At 64.5% G+C, this 17,837-nt stretch carries 21 protein-coding genes; 12 read left to right on the top strand and 9 right to left on the bottom strand.

Going from position 1 to position 17,837, the window contains the following annotated elements; all coding sequences use genetic code 11:
- Nucleotides 1-59: 59 nt before the first annotated feature.
- Both AC5RVN_RS03850 and AC5RVN_RS03855 read left to right on the top strand, forming a co-directional pair.
- The gene (locus tag AC5RVN_RS03850) at nt 60-1,826 is read left to right on the top strand and encodes an NAD(P)/FAD-dependent oxidoreductase (protein ID WP_494137134.1); all 1,767 of its coding nucleotides are present in this window, start codon (nt 60-62) and stop codon (nt 1,824-1,826) included.
- Nucleotides 1,810-2,670 carry a hypothetical protein gene (locus tag AC5RVN_RS03855; protein ID WP_494137135.1) on the top strand — a complete coding sequence of 287 codons (861 nt, stop codon included), beginning with the start codon at nt 1,810-1,812 and terminating at the stop codon, nt 2,668-2,670. Before AC5RVN_RS03850 ends, AC5RVN_RS03855 begins: the two co-directional genes overlap by 17 nt.
- Before the next feature lie 85 nt (nt 2,671-2,755).
- On the opposite strand, the gene AC5RVN_RS03860 is transcribed toward AC5RVN_RS03855, so the two are convergent.
- Nucleotides 2,756-3,328, bottom strand: a complete 573-nt coding sequence (locus AC5RVN_RS03860; RefSeq protein WP_494039854.1) for a hypothetical protein — start codon at nt 3,326-3,328, stop codon at nt 2,756-2,758.
- Between the two features lie 175 nt (nt 3,329-3,503).
- On the opposite strand from AC5RVN_RS03860, the gene AC5RVN_RS03865 reads away from it, so the two are divergent.
- A complete protein-coding gene (locus tag AC5RVN_RS03865; protein WP_494039853.1) occupies nt 3,504-4,130 on the top strand; it encodes an MBL fold metallo-hydrolase in 627 nt (208 codons plus the stop codon).
- A 50-nt stretch (nt 4,131-4,180) separates the two neighbouring features.
- On the opposite strand, the gene AC5RVN_RS03870 is transcribed toward AC5RVN_RS03865, so the two are convergent.
- Nucleotides 4,181-6,049, bottom strand: coding sequence for a vWA domain-containing protein (locus tag AC5RVN_RS03870; RefSeq protein WP_494137136.1), 1,869 nt, complete (start codon nt 6,047-6,049; stop codon nt 4,181-4,183).
- A 383-nt stretch (nt 6,050-6,432) separates the two neighbouring features.
- Between AC5RVN_RS03870 and AC5RVN_RS03875 the strand changes: the two genes are divergently transcribed.
- Nucleotides 6,433-6,678, top strand: a complete 246-nt coding sequence (locus AC5RVN_RS03875; RefSeq protein ID WP_494039851.1) for a hypothetical protein — start codon at nt 6,433-6,435, stop codon at nt 6,676-6,678.
- A gap of 128 nt (nt 6,679-6,806) precedes the next feature.
- Nucleotides 6,807-7,304, top strand: a complete 498-nt coding sequence (locus AC5RVN_RS03880; RefSeq protein ID WP_494039850.1) for a hypothetical protein — start codon at nt 6,807-6,809, stop codon at nt 7,302-7,304.
- On the opposite strand, the gene AC5RVN_RS03885 is transcribed toward AC5RVN_RS03880, so the two are convergent.
- The 6 genes from AC5RVN_RS03885 to AC5RVN_RS03910 all read right to left on the bottom strand — a co-directional run bounded on the left by AC5RVN_RS03885 (nt 7,301) and on the right by AC5RVN_RS03910 (nt 10,962).
- Nucleotides 7,301-7,825 carry a DUF2087 domain-containing protein gene (locus tag AC5RVN_RS03885; RefSeq protein ID WP_494039849.1) on the bottom strand — a complete coding sequence of 175 codons (525 nt, stop codon included), beginning with the start codon at nt 7,823-7,825 and terminating at the stop codon, nt 7,301-7,303. The genes AC5RVN_RS03880 and AC5RVN_RS03885 overlap by 4 nt on opposite strands.
- 10 nt (nt 7,826-7,835) lie before the next feature.
- Nucleotides 7,836-8,723, bottom strand: coding sequence for an HNH endonuclease (locus AC5RVN_RS03890; protein ID WP_494137137.1), 888 nt, complete (start codon nt 8,721-8,723; stop codon nt 7,836-7,838).
- Between the two features lie 55 nt (nt 8,724-8,778).
- Complete coding sequence (locus AC5RVN_RS03895; RefSeq protein WP_494039847.1) at nt 8,779-8,976, bottom strand: hypothetical protein; 198 nt, start codon at nt 8,974-8,976, stop codon at nt 8,779-8,781.
- Nucleotides 8,973-9,503 carry a hypothetical protein gene (locus tag AC5RVN_RS03900; protein ID WP_494039846.1) on the bottom strand — a complete coding sequence of 177 codons (531 nt, stop codon included), beginning with the start codon at nt 9,501-9,503 and terminating at the stop codon, nt 8,973-8,975. Before AC5RVN_RS03900 ends, AC5RVN_RS03895 begins: the two co-directional genes overlap by 4 nt.
- Before the next feature lie 95 nt (nt 9,504-9,598).
- On the bottom strand, nt 9,599-10,060 hold the full coding sequence (locus AC5RVN_RS03905) for a polysaccharide deacetylase family protein (RefSeq protein WP_494104882.1): 462 nt from the start codon (nt 10,058-10,060) through the stop codon (nt 9,599-9,601).
- Between the two features lie 56 nt (nt 10,061-10,116).
- On the bottom strand, nt 10,117-10,962 hold the full coding sequence (locus tag AC5RVN_RS03910) for a universal stress protein (protein ID WP_494104881.1): 846 nt from the start codon (nt 10,960-10,962) through the stop codon (nt 10,117-10,119).
- Between the two features lie 380 nt (nt 10,963-11,342).
- On the opposite strand from AC5RVN_RS03910, the gene AC5RVN_RS03915 reads away from it, so the two are divergent.
- The 7 genes from AC5RVN_RS03915 to AC5RVN_RS03945 all read left to right on the top strand — a co-directional run bounded on the left by AC5RVN_RS03915 (nt 11,343) and on the right by AC5RVN_RS03945 (nt 16,882).
- Complete coding sequence (locus AC5RVN_RS03915) at nt 11,343-11,555, top strand: hypothetical protein (protein ID WP_494039843.1); 213 nt, start codon at nt 11,343-11,345, stop codon at nt 11,553-11,555.
- Nucleotides 11,556-11,663: 108 nt separating this feature from the next.
- The gene (locus tag AC5RVN_RS03920; protein WP_494137138.1) at nt 11,664-12,032 is read left to right on the top strand and encodes a hypothetical protein; all 369 of its coding nucleotides are present in this window, start codon (nt 11,664-11,666) and stop codon (nt 12,030-12,032) included.
- 112 nt (nt 12,033-12,144) lie between these two features.
- On the top strand, nt 12,145-12,573 hold the full coding sequence (locus AC5RVN_RS03925) for a hypothetical protein (RefSeq protein ID WP_494039841.1): 429 nt from the start codon (nt 12,145-12,147) through the stop codon (nt 12,571-12,573).
- A gap of 121 nt (nt 12,574-12,694) precedes the next feature.
- Nucleotides 12,695-12,883, top strand: a complete 189-nt coding sequence (locus AC5RVN_RS03930) for a hypothetical protein (RefSeq protein ID WP_494039840.1) — start codon at nt 12,695-12,697, stop codon at nt 12,881-12,883.
- Nucleotides 12,884-12,951: 68 nt separating this feature from the next.
- Entirely contained in the window at nt 12,952-13,971 is a 1,020-nt protein-coding gene (locus tag AC5RVN_RS03935) for a ribonuclease Z (RefSeq protein ID WP_494104906.1), read from the top strand.
- A complete protein-coding gene (locus AC5RVN_RS03940; RefSeq protein ID WP_494137139.1) occupies nt 13,968-15,410 on the top strand; it encodes an APC family permease in 1,443 nt (480 codons plus the stop codon). The genes AC5RVN_RS03935 and AC5RVN_RS03940 overlap by 4 nt, the downstream gene beginning before the upstream one ends.
- Nucleotides 15,407-16,882 (top strand): protein adenylyltransferase SelO, encoded by a 1,476-nt coding sequence (locus AC5RVN_RS03945; protein ID WP_494039837.1) that lies wholly within the window; start codon nt 15,407-15,409, stop codon nt 16,880-16,882. Before AC5RVN_RS03940 ends, AC5RVN_RS03945 begins: the two co-directional genes overlap by 4 nt.
- A 101-nt stretch (nt 16,883-16,983) precedes the next feature.
- On the opposite strand, the gene AC5RVN_RS03950 is transcribed toward AC5RVN_RS03945, so the two are convergent.
- Nucleotides 16,984-17,835: a LysM peptidoglycan-binding domain-containing protein gene (locus AC5RVN_RS03950; RefSeq protein ID WP_494137140.1), complete on the bottom strand. Its 852-nt coding sequence runs from the start codon at nt 17,833-17,835 to the stop codon at nt 16,984-16,986.
- Between the last annotated feature and the right edge of the window lie 2 nt (nt 17,836-17,837).

The following is a 17,837-nucleotide window of genomic DNA, read 5'->3' on the forward strand; positions in this document are numbered from 1 at the left end:
GTGTCCCACCCCGAGTATCGTGAGCGCCACCGAACCATTGAACCGGAAAGACAACGGCCATGGAGCACTCGGTTCCGATCATGCTGGTTGCCACGAAAGACCCGACCTCTCTGCGCATTCTTGAAGACGAGTTACGCCGGCGGTACGGTGCCGACTACGAGGTGGTGGCCTGCGCCGACCACGCCCACGGGCGGGCGGTGCTTGAGGGGCTCCGGCGCTGGAACCGCCCGGTCGCCCTCATCCTCGCATGCTACGGACCGGCTGACCGCGGTGGACTCGATTTCCTGCGGCGTGCGTATGGCTTCCACCCAGCCGCCAAGCGCGGTGTCGTGGTGACATGGGGTGACTTCGCCAGTGCCCCCACTGTGTTCCAGGCAGTCGGGCAGGGGTACGCCGAACTGGTGATTATACGTCCCGAACGTTCGCGCGACGAAGAATTCCATGGCGCGATCACTGACGCCCTCGACGACTGGCACCTGGCCCAGGGGGTTTCGTTCGAGGCCGTCCGGCTGGTCGGGGAGGTCGGCGACGAAAGGACTCATACGTTGCGCGACTCCTTGAGCCGGAACCACATCCCGGTGGGCTTCCACCCAGCAGGATCCGAAACGGCGCAGCGCACGCTGGAAAGCGTGGACCTGCGGGACCCCGTGCTGCCGGTCATGGTGCTGGATTTCACCGTTCCACCAATTGTCCTTGAGAACCCCAGCGACCTTGAGATCGCCGAAGCGATGGGGGTGACGCGGCCGCCGCCGGCGGACAAGATTTTCGATGTGCTGGTGGTGGGAGCTGGTCCTTCGGGTCTTGCGACCGCCGTTTATGCCTCCTCCGAGGGCCTGTCCACCATGGTGGTGGAGGGGGAAGCTGTGGGGGGCCAAGCCGGTACCAGCTCATTAATCCGCAACTACCCTGGCTTCTCCCGGGGTGTGAGTGGCGCGCACCTGGCCTACCGCTCCTTCCACCAGGCCTGGACTTTGGGCACTGACTTCCTGTTCCTGCGGAAAGTGGAGGGGCTCGAAAGCGAGGGGGCTTTGTACGTTGCTTCAATTTCGGATGGCAGCGTCGTGCGCTGCCGCACTGTCGTGGTGGCCACCGGAGTGGACTACCGCCGCCTCGGCCTGCCTCAGCTGGAGGATCTGGTGGGCAGGGGCGTCTTCTATGGCGCCACGGTCTCCGAGGCCCCGTCAATGGCGGGGAAGCACGTCTGCGTCGTGGGCGGCGGCAATTCGGCCGGACAAGCGGCGCTGCATCTGGCGAAGTACGCGAAGAAAGTGACGCTGCTGGTGCGCGGGCCCTCGCTGTCGGCCAGTATGTCGGAGTACCTCATCTCCCAGCTTGGGGCTACCCGCAACGTTGCTATCCGCTACGGCACCAGGATCGTGGGGGGCCGTGACCAGGACGGATTCCTTTCCGCCGTCAAAATCTCTGCAACGGGAGCGCATGAGTCAACCCCGAGCGAGGAAATTGAAGCCGGCGGCTTGTTCGTGCTGATCGGTTCGGTGCCGCGGACCGCCTGGCTGCCCGACGCCGTCGAGCGCGACCCCGCAGGCTTTCTGCGCACGGGAGTCAGCCGGGAGGTCAGCGACGCCGGGCCTGTCACGTCGGGGAGGCCTCCGTTGGCGCTGGAGACCAGCATGCCCGGCATTTTCGCCATCGGCGACGTGCGGGCCGGTTCGATCAAAAGAGTGGCTACCGCAGTCGGCGACGGGGCCACGGTGGTCTCGATGCTGCACACCTACCTCGCCGAGAACCCCCTGCCTGCCCCGCTCCCTGCCCCCGCTGAGGCACCCCTATCGGAGGAGTTGCCCGGCGATGCCGGCTTCAACTGAGGTCACACCCCTCATCCCGCCGATGCGGTGGCTGCTCTACGCCGCTGCATTTCTCGTGTTTCTTGCCGGGCTCGTGTTGTTCGTGTTTCCGCTCCGGACTGCGGAGTGGTTCGCATGGACAGTCAATCCGCCCATGACCGCGGTCTTCCTCGGGGCGGCTTACTGGGCGAGCGCTGGCCTGGAGGTGACAGGCGCCCGCTCAGCGACTTGGGATCTGGCGAGGCTGGCAGTCTGGCCCGTGTTCATCTTCACGACCTTGACTTTCGGAGTCACCCTGCTTCATCTCGATCGCTTCCACCTGTCCTCAGACACTGCCTTCCTTGCCCAGTTAGCCGCCTGGGCATGGCTGGCAATCTATGCCATTGTGCCCGTGGCCATGCTCGTCGTCAGCTGGATGCAGGTCCGGTCCCGGCCCCCGGCTACCAGAACCGCAACGGCGGGACGGCCCGTGCTGCCCCCGGCGCTCCGGTTGCTTTTGGCGGGAATCTCCGGGGTGCTGCTGCTATATGGCTTGGCGCTCCTGGCGATTCCCCTTCAGGCCGCAACCTGGTGGCCGTGGCCACTGTCCGAGCTCACCGCGAGGGCGATCGGCGCGTGGCTTGTCGGTCTTGGGTGGGCGGCCGCGCAGGGACAGTTGAGCCGCGACCTGAGCACCGTCCGGCCCGTGGCCCTAACGTCCGTTGCCTTCGTCATTCTGCAGGCGCTCGCACTGCTGCGGTACGGCTCCGCCCTGACCTGGTCAAGCGCCCCGGCGATCGGTTTCGTAACCGTGCTGCTTGCCATTGGAGTAGCGGGCGGATGGGCGCTCGCACTAACCCGTGACCGGGCAGCCCGAGCTAGGTAGAACAGCTGCGCATCACCCCTGGCGAGCCCAGGGGCGACGTGAACCGGGGACGACGAGGGGAGTCGCAGAGACAGCGCGGGACGCTTCAACCGGCAGCGGTTACGCGGACTCCGCCCACTGCCCCTGTCCAGGGCGTATCGCCCGGGCCGGGCAGCACCAGATGAGTGAAGACGTACGCCTCCTGAAGTTCAACGACTCGCGAAGAAGCGCCAGTGCAGTCCAATGCAATCTCGGTAGGACGGAAGGGAGCGCCCGGATGCTCTTGTCCAACGGCGACCTTCGCTCCGGGAGCACCAACGCAGGCTGCGGTAACGGTGTACTGGCCGGCTGCGGGCACCTTCTCGGTTTTGCCAAAGCCCCGGACGGGGCCGTCCAGTGGCCCCACTTCGAAAAGGAGGGCCCGGCCCGGAGACGCCCGCAGGAGACGGTACAGCTCAGCGTAGTTCTTGGCCTCCTGCTCCAGGATCTGTGGGTCGCTGTAGGGCTTCGGTGCCCCTGTTGCCGGCGCCGAATCAGCTTGTGTCCGCACGGGCCCGGAGGTGGCGGCTGTTGTCTGTACGGGATCAGGGTAGTCATAGACACACGCTGATGTACCTGCGAGCAGGATCAGCGGCCACAGGGCAAACGCCCGCCGGTGCCCTGTGTTCTTCCTCGCCACACTTCCATAGTGGGCAAGCCTTCTGTTCAGTACAACCACCACCCGGCTAATTCGACCGCCGGGGCTTACTTCGACGTGAAGTCAGGGGTCTTTGGACACCGCTTATCTCTTGCAAGCGTGCCCCCTGCCGTCCATCCTTTCTGTAACCGTCATTGAAGCCTTGGTGAGGTGGCCGATGCTGCAGCTTGCCCCTGGCGTACGCCAGTTATCCGGATTCCCGCGCAACCAGATCAACATCTATCTGTTGGGGGACGTGCTTGTGGATGCAGGAACTGTCGCCGCGCGGAACCGCGTCCTTCGACAGGTCAAGGGCCTGGGCCTGCAGGCAAACCTCATTACCCATGCCCACCCGGACCACTTCGGCTCATCACGGGCCATCCGAGCCCGCCTCGGCATACCAATCTGGGCAGGCGCCGCGGACCGAGGGGCGATCCAAACGGGGACCACGGCGGCCGGAGAAGGTCGAGGATCCCGTTTCATGTCCAAAATTCCGCTGGCGCCGGCATGCCCGGTGGACAGGGAACTCAAGGAGGGGGACAGGGTGGCAGGGTTCACGGTCCTTGAAGTGCCGGGACACTCGCCGGGCCACATCGCCTTGTGGCGTGAATCCGACCGGGTACTGCTGTGTGGGGATGTCTTCTTCAACATCCGCCGGCTGTCCAGGCCTCCGAACTTCGTTACGTGGAAGCCTGAACTCAACCGGCAGTCCATGAAACGGCTGGCGGATCTGCGCCCAAGACTCGTTCTGTTCGGCCACGGCGCGCCAGCCGTTTACGGACCAGGGGAACGGATGCCTGTGTGATGACGACAACGCCGTTTGCGGATTTGCGCGGACTCTTTCCCGTTGCTGGCCTAGAAACTGGTCACCAGCTCGCCGAGCACCTCTTCGAGTCTTTGTGGATCTGTCGCGTCATAGTAGTGGGCCCCGCTTGCCCTGGCGATCCCCAGCAAAGTGGGGACATCCGCGTCAGGCCCGTAAGCGAGTGTGAAGACGAGCACCGGCGTCGAGTGGTTCTGGTGGCTTAACTGTTCTGCGAGCCCGCTGAGGTCTCCCGGATGCGTTGTATCGTTTTTGCCGTCGCTCAAGAGCACGATGGTGTTGATGTAGGTGTCCTTGTATTCCCTGGCCTGGTCGCCGGCGAAGCGGCTCACCGCCTCAAAGAGAGGCGTGGCATCGACTGCCTGGAGCTCGTTGAGCTTTGCGATGAGGTGGTCCTTGTTCGTCTTGAACGGGGCAACCGGGCTTACGACGCCGGGCGTCAAAGGGCCGTCCCCCACTTGGGAGAAAGCGGCAAGGCCAATTTCATCCTCACCCACAAAATGGTCCAGTGCTTTCAGAACGGCATCCTTCGCCCGCTGCAGCTTGGTCAGGCCGGGCTCCTGCACCATTGACTCCGAAATATCGAGCAGGAACAAGGCCCTGGCCCGCTTTCGGACCTCGGGGAAACTGCCCTGAAGGCCAGAAAGCACCTCCGACCTGGGCAGCGGCAGTGGCTGAAGCGTCTCCGCGTATCGGCCCACTCCGGCCACCCCCGCATCCAGCTTGCCCTGAATTGTGCGGTACCCGGACGCCTTGACAACCTGCTGGCCCTGCTCAGTCACCGCGAACGCAAGGAAATCCTGGGCCGCCAAGCGCTGCTGGCTATCCACCCATTCACCGTCAAGAATGACAGCCGGGTTGTCAGCCACGTGCACCCCGTCGGAGGGATAGATGGCACGGAGGGGCTCCCGGGGTGGGGGACCGGTTTGCTGGGCCTTTCCGTCCTCGCTGAATACTCCCCGGTTGTAATCCCAAACGGATTTTTCGTCCACAATCACTGCGGAGAGGAACTCTGCGACCTTCCCGGCGTCATCAGCCTCCCTCGCATGCCACAGGAAATGCTCGGGGGTGGCCATGTAGTGGCTGGTGCCCAATTCCACGGCGCGCACCTTTTCCTTTAAGGAAGGAGTATCCAGGTCCATGTCGTCCAAGCCCCCGACACTGCCCCCTGCGGCGCCGTAGGAAGCTGCCAAGGCCATTAAGCCCGACGTCGAGACCAGCGGACTCGCTTTGCCGAACTTGAATTTCCCCCAGTCGCCGTGGCCGAGGCGTTCCCAGGCATCTTGATTCTCGGCCATCCGAAAGACTTCCGACCACGATGGCGCTTTGCTGTCCCAACCGAGGGCTTTAGCCATTGTCTCCGGCATGGCCACCACCACAGCACTCCTGGCAAGGCTCATTCCCTCCGACGGGACGGGGCTTCCAGCCGTGTCCAGGGCTGCGAGTTGCAGCCACGCGGAGGAGTCCGGCAGCCACACGGAGGGCTTGTCACCGGCCGGAACGCCGGGAAACAGGGCCGCTGCCTTGCCGGCGGCCACCCCCGACTTTTCCTCGGTAACTGCCGGCGTCACGCACTTGCCGTCCACGCTGCGGGGTTTCGCGGTGTACTCCGCCGCCAGGGCCCGGACCATCCCGGCGTTTTCCAGTGAAGTAAGGATCTTCAAGGAAATGCACGGAGCTGCGCCGGCGACGGCGGCGGGACTGTCCTGTGCCAGCGGTTCTCCTGCTGCTGGTGGGCTGCCATTACCGCCGGAAGTCCCACCTTCGCCTGAAGAGGCGGGAAAAATCAGTGCCCGCAGCACAAATGCGCCCCCAACGATGAGAAGTGCCACCGTGGCCGCAGCAGCAATCCAGATCCAGCGCGGATAAGTCGGGTCAGATGCTGCGTGCCGGCGGCCCATGCTGTTTCCTTTGTAATCCGCCGGGTTTTCCCGGTGTGAGTCCAAATATTGAAACTGGCCCGCGGCAGTCACACCGCGGGTGCGCGTAGCCCCCGCCCGGATGCCCCCCACAACTGGATACGCACTTTGAGGATAACCCCGACGGGCGCAAAGGAAGTGCTTGTTTCCAAACCCGTGAGGTCGCGCACCTTATTATGAGCTTGTCATATTAATAGCGTAGAGTTGAGTCAGGCGTAGGGGCTCTCCTCGGCGCCGGGCAACCTCCCCACGTACTTGCAGCCGCCCGTAGGCCTAACTCCCGGTGACCACCGTCCCTTATGGGAAACAGCCTGCACCTACTGCGGCCGGCGACGCCGGCAAGCCCCCAATAACCAGGAGACACCATGACTCTGCAGTCCGAACTGACCGTAAACCAGGAATTCCAGGCGACCATCAGGAACAGTGTGCCCCGGGGAGGAAGCTACGTCAGCCTTCCCACCGACCGCGAAGCCTCACCCCGCCTTGAGGGAAGCTACGTCTCCCGTCCCGGCGCCCTTTCAGGCAGCGCCAACAGAGCCCAGGGCACCTACGTGACGCTCCACTCGGCTCCCTTGGGAAAGACGGAAACCAGCTACACCCGAATCGGCTAGTCCGGCAAAGCACCGGAAAGATTCCCGGCGCTGGCAGGAATCTCCTTGTTGAGAAGTTTCACTTCGCAGGCCCACAATCAAAGGGCCCTCATTTAGTACCGAAGTGAACAGGAGAGGGGGTGGTGGGCATGCCTGCCATCCACGCCACCTCTGGCCAACACTCACGTCTTCGGACGGGAGCCGCCCTGATGACGCTTGCCGGGTTGGCCTTCGTGGCATACGCCGCGGTTTTTCTGGTACTCAACTTCACAGGCGCTTTCCTGGAGTTGGGCATCGGCCCGGATCAGGTGGACAAGGGGAAAGCTGATGTTGAAGCGTTCAGCCCGCAGCTGTCCCACTACATCAGCCACTTGCACATAGCTCTGAGCGGCTTCATAGCCGCAACCGGGCTGGCCCTTGCAGGCCTGTCCTGGTACGGAGTCCGCCGGGGAGAACGATGGGCCCTCACCACAGCCCTTATCGTCTCGGCCGTGGGACTCGCAGTGGCAGTCCCGGCCCACTACCCCTGGGGCTTTGCCACCCTTGGGCACCTGGGCCCGGTGTATCTCGCCGTCCTCCTTTTGGTGGTGGGGGCAGGGGCAGCCTATAAGGGGATGCGAAGCTCACGAGAACCAGCGGACGCCTAAACGTCTTCCTGCCTGCTGTAGGAGGATCCCGAGGCGGTGCGTTGCAGAAGTCCGAAGTCCACCAGATAGCGGCGCAGCAGCACGACGTCGTCCGTATAGCTGAGCAGCCGCTCATTGACCTGCTTCTCAGTCAGGCTCTCGCCCGGCTCCACGGTTTCGCTGGCAATCCAGGCCAAAAGCTCCCGGCGCTCCGACAGGTTGGCCGGATACCTCTCGATCCTGCCCAGCCGCATGAAGCGTGCCAACCCGGTCTGCGCCTGCCGCCGCGGCTGCTGAGCCAAAAGGTCCCGGAAGATCGACTCAGGCGCAACCAGTTCGCCGTCGGCATTCCGCTCAACCAGCCCGGATTCAACGAGCGCTGCGAGCGCCCTGTTTCGCCGTTGGTCCTTCAGGCCGGCAAGCACCTCGGGGAGCTTAGCGCCGAGCACAATTTGCGCGTGGGCAGTCCGGGCGTCTGGGTTGGCAAGAGTAGCCACCACCCGCCGCCAGTGCGGTCCGCCGTATCTTGCCCCCTTCGTCACCGCATTTTCCTCAGCTCAGGTCCTTCAGGATGGAGCGCGCTTCAAGAATCCGCCGCGCATCCTCCTGGGCTGCCAAGGCAAGCGCACTCACCACCTCGCCCCTCATGTGGCCGGAGGCGGCAATGATTTCGCGGAGTTCTGACACTGTGCGCGGCGACACCACGGCGCGGTGGATCATGGCATGGCAATTGGGGCACAGCGGTACGAGGTCAGCCACCGGGTCAAGCTGGTACCCGCCCTCGAGCAACGCCGGGGGCGCTATGTGGTGCACGTCGATGAAACCGGTGCCAAGGTCGCCGTAGGCAGCCTCGAAGGAGAAACCGCACGCCGCGCAGGCTGTTCCGTGGAATGCCAGGCACATCCGGCGTGCGTCAGGGTCCTGCTCGTAGCGGCTCACCTCCACAGTGTTCACAGCGTCTGGCGGGTAAGTTCCGGGAACCAGCTGAAGGGGCTCTTTTACCGCTGGCCCGTAGTCCCGCCACAACCGGCGAAGGTCACGGTCCGCTCCGGGCGGAACGGCGAGGACTGCCTGAGGCATGGCGTCCCTCCACAAGTCTTCGGGGAGGGCTGCAGTGAGGACCTCAGGCCGTATTTGCTCACCAAACGGGAGGAGTGCATCGAAAGCGACCGTGACGTACCAGTCTGTCGCGGCAGGCTCATCCAACTGCCTGGCCTCGGACGCTTCGGACATAACGACGCCATGCCCTATGAGGCCGGTGCCGGCGTCGCTGCTGCCCTGCAGCAGGAGCCAGGCCTCGGTTCCCACGGGAATGTCCGGGTGGCAGCCAACGCTCCAGCATTCCAGGACCTTTCCGGACCGCGCGACCTTCTCGACGACGGCACGGTAGTTCCAACGGTTCCGCTTACTGGGGTCCCACCCCAGAATTACTGCAGCCACCAGTCACCTGTTCCAGACACGCCCGGGTTGCGGCCCCATGGATTATCCGCGGAACCTAGATGGGTTCCTTGGCGAGCGCCTTGGTCTTGGCCGGCGTTTCGCGTCCGAGGCGTTCATCGAGGGTGACGCGCAGCCTGGCTGCTGCCACCTGAACGCGATGCTCGGCAGGGGTGGTTTTCCGTTGCGCCGGTTTGGCGGAAGTGCCGGTTCGGGGAGTATGGACGAAGCGGTGTTCAGATGATGCAGCGCTCATGGTCCAGCCTCCTTGATCTTGCCCTCATCAGTTGTTCCATTCTCGCTTATGTTGCCACCTGAGTCCACGAACATGAACTCCTGGTCCAGGCGGTCCTCCTGCCCGTTGTCATCGCTGGTGTCCTCACCTGCGACGTTTTTCCAGGCGATGTCGAATAACTCGAGTTCCTCGGTACGTGCCAGGTCGCTGCGTGCCAGGACTTCCAGGGTTGCCAGCCCCAAAGCCTTTGTACCTTCGTCCTCGTCCAGTGCCCGGTCCAGCGCCCACTGCGTTCGGCGCCACCATTCAGCACGGCTGTCCGCTTCTGTCTTCTGCTGCAGCGCCTGGGCATCCGCTTCCCGCTTTTGGTCCAACGAGGTCTTGTCTGCTGCCGTGCGTTGCTTGAGTGTGCGCCAGTTGATGTAGAAGGCGAGCAGGGCTGCGACGAGGACAGCCAACGGACCTAAACCGGCGAGGATAACCCACCAGTCGGCTGGCCCCGAGTGGACCACGACATCAAGCGGGCTGGGGGACGGGGCGGGAGTCACCCGGTCAGCCTATGCTGCCGCGGGGGTCGCGCCGGGGAGGAGCGCGGCCGGAAGACCCCTCGTTGGCCGCCGAGGCAGCCTTTCGCAGGCTCCTGCTAGTTGCCGGATACCTGCGACAGGACTTCGGCTGCACCTTGTGCAACCGTGACGACATCGAGGCCGCTGTCCCGCACAGCTTTCATGTCTGCGTCCAGAACTGCAGTGTCCGTGGTGTAGACGCTGCCGCCTATGTTCCCGCCCACCCCGTGATAGGACAGGATCAGCCAGGCGTTGTTCGCTTTGGCGGAGTCGATCCAGCCCTGCACGGTTTCCGTGGTCGTCGTCGCCTCAACGAACTTCACCCTCAGGTTGTAGGGGTTGTAGTTGGTGCGGGTGTTGAAGCCGGAGTCTTCCGTCCCGTCGTCATCAAAGGCGCGGTGATTGGTATACAGGTGGCGGATTGCTGCCAGGGTCGAGTCGCTGTATTCGGCATAGGGGAAGCGAAACTGGTGGCCGCTGACGGGCCGAACATCTGCCGCAACGCGGCCTCCCGTGGCACTGCTTGTCGATACCGGCAATCCCCCTAATCTTCCTGTTGAAGCCCCCGTTTCCGGCCCGGATTACCCATGAGGTGTCAGCGCCGGGAGACGAGCACAGGACCCTGCGCGTGGTGAAGTACCGCGTGGGCGATGGAACCGATGGTTTCCCTGACGAGCCCGCGGCCTTGTGTACCAACAACCACGATTGAGGCGCCCCGTGAGGCATCGAGGATGGCATGGGGGATGGAGGTGTCAGTGAGCAGCACTTCCTGGATGTCTGCCGCGGGGGCGAGTGTGCGTGCGGCCTGGACGGCGGACCGCAGGGCTGCCTCGGGGGCGGCTCCTGCTTCCGTGCCGGCGTGGAAGCGCTGGTAGCCGCCGGGGATGTGCCGGACATGAACGACGGCGAGTCTCGCCCTGGTTGCCGACGCCAGGGTGCACGCATCTTCCAGCGCAACCGGTGAACCTCCTTCATCAACAGCAACCACTACCGGACCATCCGGGCGGAGGTCTGGGCGGATGACAGCGACGGGACAGGAGGCCGTGGCAGCCAGCTCCAGGCTGACTGACCCTACGATCAGGCCCAGGAAGCCGCCGAGGCCCCGGCTTCCCACCACCACCATTTCCTGGCGCGCGGATATACCGGCGAGTTCCTGGGCGGGAAGGCCATGCAGCAGGGTGCAGTCAACCGCCAGCCCCGGCTCGGCAGCGTTGGCAAGGCTGAGTCCTTCCTCGAGGATGGCCTCGGCGGAGCGTTCCAGCCCGCTGTCTGAGACACCGGGAACAGGACCGAGGTGCCTGGTCAGCAGTGGCCATATGGAGCAATGCACCACATGCAGCACCCGGCCCCGAAGGCGTGCCTGCCGCGCTGCCCAGCGGACAGCCTCTGCGGCGGGGGTCGAACCGTCGTAGCCGGCAACTATGGCCCGTGCCTCCTGCATGGCTCCTTCGTGCTCCTGATGGTTGCTGCCTTTGGTTTGCAGGGCTTCCCCCAGTATCTACCCGCTGTCCTTCCCAGCGACAGCAAGTGCCTGACTTCGTGGCTGTTATGGCCGCCAGGCAGGCTGTTTCTTCTTCCTCGCCCGGCGGCAGGAGAGTACGCTTATATGACCGTTTAGAAGCATGCGGCCACCATCGCTCGCTGGGTGTGGATGCCCCGGCAGTCCGGAGCCTGCCCCGTGGCCGTTCACATTCTTCCTGGCACTCCCGCCGTCAAGTTCACTTTTCCCCGCCCGGCGACTCCTGCAGGGCCGTCCAAGGCGTCTTTTCTGCCGGCAACCTCAGCCGGCAAATTCACCCCCAACAATTGAGAGGAGTTTCAATGGATCCTGGAGCAGCATTGGCGCTGATTGCGGGATACATTGCAGCCGCATTTGGTGTTTTTCTTCTGTACTCGCCGGTGCTCCTGCTTGCGGTGGGTCTGTTGCTGGCCGCAGGCGTCCTGCAGCTGCTGGCCTGGCCCTTCCTCATTCTGGTCCGGAAACTGCGCCGCAAGCCCGAACCGCCACAGGACGCATCGTGGCTCCTGCACTGATCCGGAATCTGACGGGGGATAGGGGCGTCGAGGGGCCGGCTGCGCCTTGACCCCAACAGCAGCACGAGCACCGGGAGCGCCATGCAAGCGGAAACCAACCAGAGGGTCATGGATTTTTTCGACCGCTATGCCTCCGCCCTGCTTGCCCGCGACGAAGTGGCGATGGGCCGGCTCTACCCCGTTCCCTCGCTGATCGTTTTTCCCGGGCACTTGCTCGCCGTCACGGAGCAGCGGCAGACAGAGGAGTTTTTCGCCTCCTCGTGGATGCAGTACGAGGGTGTCAATGACGTCGACAAGCAGGTGGAGGTGCTGGCCGAGACGCCAGGCAGTGCCTGGGCCGCTGTCACCTGGTCCTACCATGGCCACGCCCGCGAACGGTTCTGCTACCAGCTGGTGGACGGCGCCGGGGGCTATCAGGTGGCAGTGCTGACCCTGATGGCACTCGACCAGGAGCAGCCCGGGAGTCAGGCGCAGTAGGGGCCGCAGCTGGCGGCCGCCAGGCTGATACCGGGGCGGACAGTTCACACTGCCGTCCGTTCGTCAGTATGCTTACTATTACCCGTACGCTGCTGAACAGAGAGGCATCACCATGACGGAACAGAACCTGCCTGACGACGAACTTGAAATTGTCGAAGAGAACGACGTGCTCCTCGACGAGACCCCGGGCGCGGCCTCATCCTTTGAACTGGATCCCTTGACCAACGGTGAACCTGACAGCTACCCCGGCGCTGCGGAAAACAACCCGGACCGCTGGCAGGAGGACCCGCTGCTTCAGGATGAGGTTTCCGGCGAGGAGGAAGATTTCCTCAGCGACCAGACCCTGCGGGATGACATGAAAGCAACCCGCGACGGGGCTGGGGACGAATTGCCGGCGAGCACGCCCACCCTTGGCGAGGCGGTGGCCGACGTCGACTTCGGCGAGGACCCCACCGGCCGGGAAGCCGATGCCAGCGACGATCAGGAAAACTTCGGCGGCTCGCCCCTGAGCGAGTTCGATCCCGACGACCTGGAGCGCTAAAACCCGCGGCAGGGCCGGCAAAAGAAACCACGCCCGCTCTGGCCGAAAAACGAAACTGCGCTAAAATAATAAGCAGGCTGATGAATATCGGTTGGCCGGGTCAAGACTGAAGGAGTTTCACATGAACTTGGGAAGCATGATCAGGAATGCCGCTGGACGGTTCGCCGGCAGGTCCGGCACCACCGGGACAGTCCGCGGCACCGGAATGAACACAACAGGGCGGACGCCCAACACCACCGGGGCCATGGGCGGCAGGGCCGGAACCGGCGGCATGGCCGGCAAAATCATGGGCATGCTCAAGCGGCGCTGACCCATCACAACGAACCACGAAGCAGGTCCCGGATGATTCCGGAACCTGCTTTTTGGTCTCCCGCAGACATGCGTGAACTCGTTGTCCTGGGCACCGCCTCCCAGGTACCCACCAGAACCCGCAACCACAATGGCTACCTGCTTCGGTGGGACGGCCAGGGGCTGCTCTTCGACCCCGGCGAGGGAACCCAACGCCAAATGATCCACGCAGGCGTATCCGCAACACACATCACCCGGATCTGCCTGACGCATGTGCACGGCGACCACTGCTACGGCTTGCCCGGGGTGCTGTCCCGCATGGCGCTGGACGGCGTGGCCCACCCCGTCCATCTCCATTACCCGGCGTCCGGAGAGGACGTGGTCCGGGCGCTCGTGTCCATCAGTTCGCCCGGAATAGACCTAAGGCTTCATCCGCACGGCGGCAACGGAACGGTGGCCGAAGGGCTTGAGGTCCGGGCGCTGAACCACCGCCTTGAAACGTACGGCTACCGGCTCCTCGAACCGGACAGCCGCAGCCTGCTCCCGGACCGTCTGGCGGCGGCAGGGATCCACGGGCCGGACATCGGGCGGCTGCAGCGAGAGGGCACGCTGGCGGGGGTCCATCTCGCCGACGTCAGTGTCCCACGGCCCGGCCAGCGCTTCGCCTTCGTCATGGACACCGCTCCCTGTGCGGGGGCTGAGGAGCTGGCCGACGGCGTGGACCTCCTCGTGGCCGAGTCCACCTTCAGCGACGACGACGCCGCGCTCGCCGGCAGGTATCTGCACCTGACTGCGGGGCAGGCGGGGAAGCTTGCAGCCGACGCCGGTGTTGACACGCTTGTGCTCACGCACTTTTCGGCAAGGTACGACGACGTCAGCGAGTTGGTGGCGCAGGCGGACTTGCGCGCCGCGGGCACAAAGGTGATGGCGGCCGAGGACCTGGACCATATCGCCTTTCCAAAGCGCCGGCGGTGGCATGCCAACCCCGTGCCGGGCAGCGGGGACGGCGTGGGGCTGCTGATTGCCAAACACCTGCAGGGGGTAGAGAGTGAACTATCCGGCATACCGCCCGGGCGCAGCCGCCCAACCTCTCGTGGAGGTCGACAATGAGCAAAACTTCCGAAGAAGTCTTCGACGCTACTCCTGAAGGAAAGGAACCCGAGCTCAAACGGGTCCTCGGCCCCAAACTCCTCCTGCTCTTCATCGTGGGCGACATCCTCGGCGCCGGTGTTTACGCCGTCACGGGGACCATGGCCGGAACGGTGGGCGGCATCGTGTGGCTGCCCTTCCTGCTGGCCTTCGTGGTGGCCACACTGACCGCCTTCTCCTACCTGGAACTGGTCACGCAGTACCCCCAGGCCGCCGGGGCTGCCCTCTATACGCACAAAGCATTCGGGATCCACTTCGTCACCTTCCTGGTGGCCTTCGCCGTGGTTTGTTCGGGCATCACCAGCGCCTCCACCTCCGCCAACGTCCTGGCCCAAAACCTCTTCGGCGGGTTCGAGATCAACGGCTGGATGGGACTTCCCGGGCAAGGTGTCATCACCGCCGTCGCCATGGCCTTTATGCTGCTCCTGGCCATCATCAACCTGCGCGGCGTGGGGGAAAGCGTCAAGTTCAACGTTGTCCTCACCCTGGTGGAAATGATCGCGCTGTGCATTGTGATCGGCGTCGGCTTCTTCGCGATGTCCCAGGGCACCGGAAACCCCGGCGAGATCCTTGTCTTCAGCGACTACCAGGACAAGGGATTGTTCCTGGCCGTTACGGCCGCCACCTCCATCGCGTTCTTCGCCATGGTGGGCTTCGAGGACTCCGTGAACATGGTGGAGGAAACCAGGAATCCGGAAAAAATCTTCCCGCGCACTATGCTGACCGGGCTGGGAATAGCTGTACTCCTTTACATGCTGGTGGCTGTCTCGGTGGTCAGCGTACTGACGCCAACCGAGCTTGAGAACATTCGGGAAGCCGAAGGAGCCGCGCTTCTTGAGGTGGTCCACAAGGGTTCGCCCGACTTCCCGATAGACAGGATCTTTCCGTTCCTGGCGGTCTTCGCCGTAGCCAACACAGCACTGATCAACATGCTGATGGCCAGCCGCCTCATCTACGGAATGGCACGCCAGCACGTCCTGCCGCGTACCCTCGGAAAGGTCCTGCCGGGCCGCCGTACCCCGTGGGCCGGCATCGTCTTCTCCACCGTCCTGGCGCTGGGACTCATCCTGTACGTCACCAGCGATCCGGAAAGCAACATCGTGGCCAACCTGTCCGGGACCACTGCCTTCCTGCTGCTCTGCGTCTTCACGGTAGTAAACGTTGCCTGCCTTGTACTGCGCCGCAAGCGGGACCCCAACCGCAAGGTGTTCTTCACCTCGCCCGGGCAGTTGCCGCTGGTGGCGGCCCTGCTGTGCGCTTTCCTTGCCGGCCCATGGGTGGGCAGGAACGTCATCCAGTACCAAATTGCCGGCGGTCTGATGGCCATCGGCGTTGTGCTCTGGTTTGTCACATGGCTGATAAACCGGAGAACGAACCACGAGGAAAGGCTTAACACATGACAGCTGCTGCAGAAACAACTGTCGCTTTGGACGGACGCTTTGCCCGGGAACTGCCCGAGCTGGCGGTTCCCTGGCAGGCAGAGGAAGCACCTGATCCAAAGCTGCTGGTTCTCAATGATGCGCTGGCAGGGGATCTGGGACTCGATCCGGAATACCTTCGGTCCGCGGAGGGCGTACGCCTCCTCCTCGGAAACCACGTTCCGGAAGGATCGACGCCGGTGGCCCAGGCCTACGCCGGCCACCAGTTCGGCGGCTACTCGCCCCTGCTCGGCGACGGCCGCGCACTCCTGCTAGGTGAGCTGACGGGCCCGGACGGCCGGCTGCGGGACATCCACCTGAAAGGGTCGGGCCGCACTCCCTTCGCCCGTGCCGGGGACGGGCGGGCCGTCGTCGGACCCATGCTGCGCGAGTACCTCATCAGTGAGGCGATGCACGCACTCGGCATCCCCTCAACGCGCTCCCTTGCCGTCGTGGCCACTGGCCGGCCGGTGCGCAGGGAGACCATGCTTCCAGGGGCGGTACTGACACGGGTGGCCAGCAGCCATCTGCGCGTGGGGAGCTTCCAGTACGCACGGGCCACCGAAAACATGGACCTCCTGCGCCGCCTGGCGGACCATGCGATCAGCCGGCACCACCCCCAGGCCGCAAACGCCGAAAACCCGTACCTGGCGCTCTTCGAAGCAGTGGTGTCCACCCAGGCGGAACTGGTGGCCCAGTGGATGCTGGTGGGATTCGTCCACGGCGTGATGAACACGGACAACATGACCATCTCCGGGGAAACCATCGATTATGGGCCCTGCGCTTTCATGGACGCCTTCAACCCGGCCGCGGTGTACAGCTCCATCGATGTGGGCGGGCGCTACGCCTACGCCAACCAGCCGGTTATCGCGGAATGGAATCTGGCCCGCCTGGCCGAGGCCATGCTGCCACTCTTCCATGAAGACCAGGAACAGGCCGTTGCCCCAGCGGTGGAAGCACTTGGCAAGTTCCGCCGGCAATACAGTGACGCCTGGTTCGCCGGCATGAAAACCAAACTCGGCCTGGCGGAAGCCCCGGCCGGAAGCGCGGAGGCCGAAGAGGCCTCGGAGCTGGTGGACGGGCTGGTGGCCCTGCTGAAGGACGGACCGATCGACTACACGTCCTTTTTCCGCAACCTCTCGCACGCGGCCAGGGGCAACGACCGCCCCGCCCGCGGAATGGTTCTTGACCTGGCGGCCTTCGATGCCTGGGCCGGGCGGTGGCGCGCCTTGCAACCGGACGGGGACCTGATGGACACGGTCAATCCCGCCTACATCCCGCGCAACCATTTGGTGGAGGAAGCGCTCGCCGCAGCAACGGGGGGAGACCTTGATCCCTTTACCCGGCTCCTGGACGTGGTCAGTGCCCCGTTCAGTGAGAGGCCCGGGCTGGAACGCTATGCCGAAGGAGCGCCGGAGGACTTCGGCAGCTACCAGACCTTCTGCGGGACCTGAAAATCCCCACCTGGTGCCGGAACCAGGGGAGACCCGATGAAACAAAACAGGGGCGGCAGCCAGGATTAATCCCGTCTGCCGCCCCTGTTCGGGTGGTGTGACTACGCTACGCGGACGAAGGAAGCGCCGCCGAGCCAGCTGATGGAGTGGACCTCGGTCTTGAAGCCGTCCACGCCGCCGCTGACAACCTGGCCGTTGCCGGCGAAGACGCCAACGTGGCCTGCGGTGATAACCAGGTCACCGGGAGCCGGGGTGGCAACGGTGGTGCCGTACTGGTAGAACTGGCCGGGAGCGAGGTCGCCAACGCTCTTGCCAACTGCGCGGAGTGCCTTCTCCACCATGGCGGTGCAGTCCTGCTGGACGCCCAGCTGGCCGTAGGCGTTGGCCAGAATGGCTGCGCCGGTGCCCGTGCCGGTGGCTGCGGGAGCTGCCGGGGCAGGTGCAGCCGGAGCAGGTACGGCAGCCGTGGAGGCGTAGGACAGGTTCATGCCGGTGTTGGCAGGAGCGGCAGCCTTGGCGGGAGCCGGGGCGGCGGCCGGAGCAACTGCAGCGGAGCCGGCACCGGGGATCTGGATCTGGTCGCCGGGGTAGATGATGGCGGTGATCGCCAGGCCGTTGGCAGCCAGGACGTCGTTCAGGGCTACGCCGTGGGCTGCCGCGATGGCACCGAGGGTATCGCCGGAAACAACAGTGTGGACGTTGGCTGCGGCTGCTGCCGGGGCGGCCACTGCAGCAGCCGGTGCTGCGTAAGCCTGGGTGTTAGTGGTCTCGGTGGTGTCCGGACCGGTTACGCCTGCGTGGGCCGGGGCGCCGACACCGAAGGCAATGCCGGATGCTGCTGCAACGGCGAGCGCCGGGCGGCCAAGGGACTTGACTGACACAGCCAAACCCTGGAGCGCGATTGAGCGGGCCGGAGTCGCGCGGTGACGGGCGGTGATGGAATTTTTTGACACGG

It is taken from the genome of Arthrobacter sp. sptzw32, assembly GCF_059089735.1.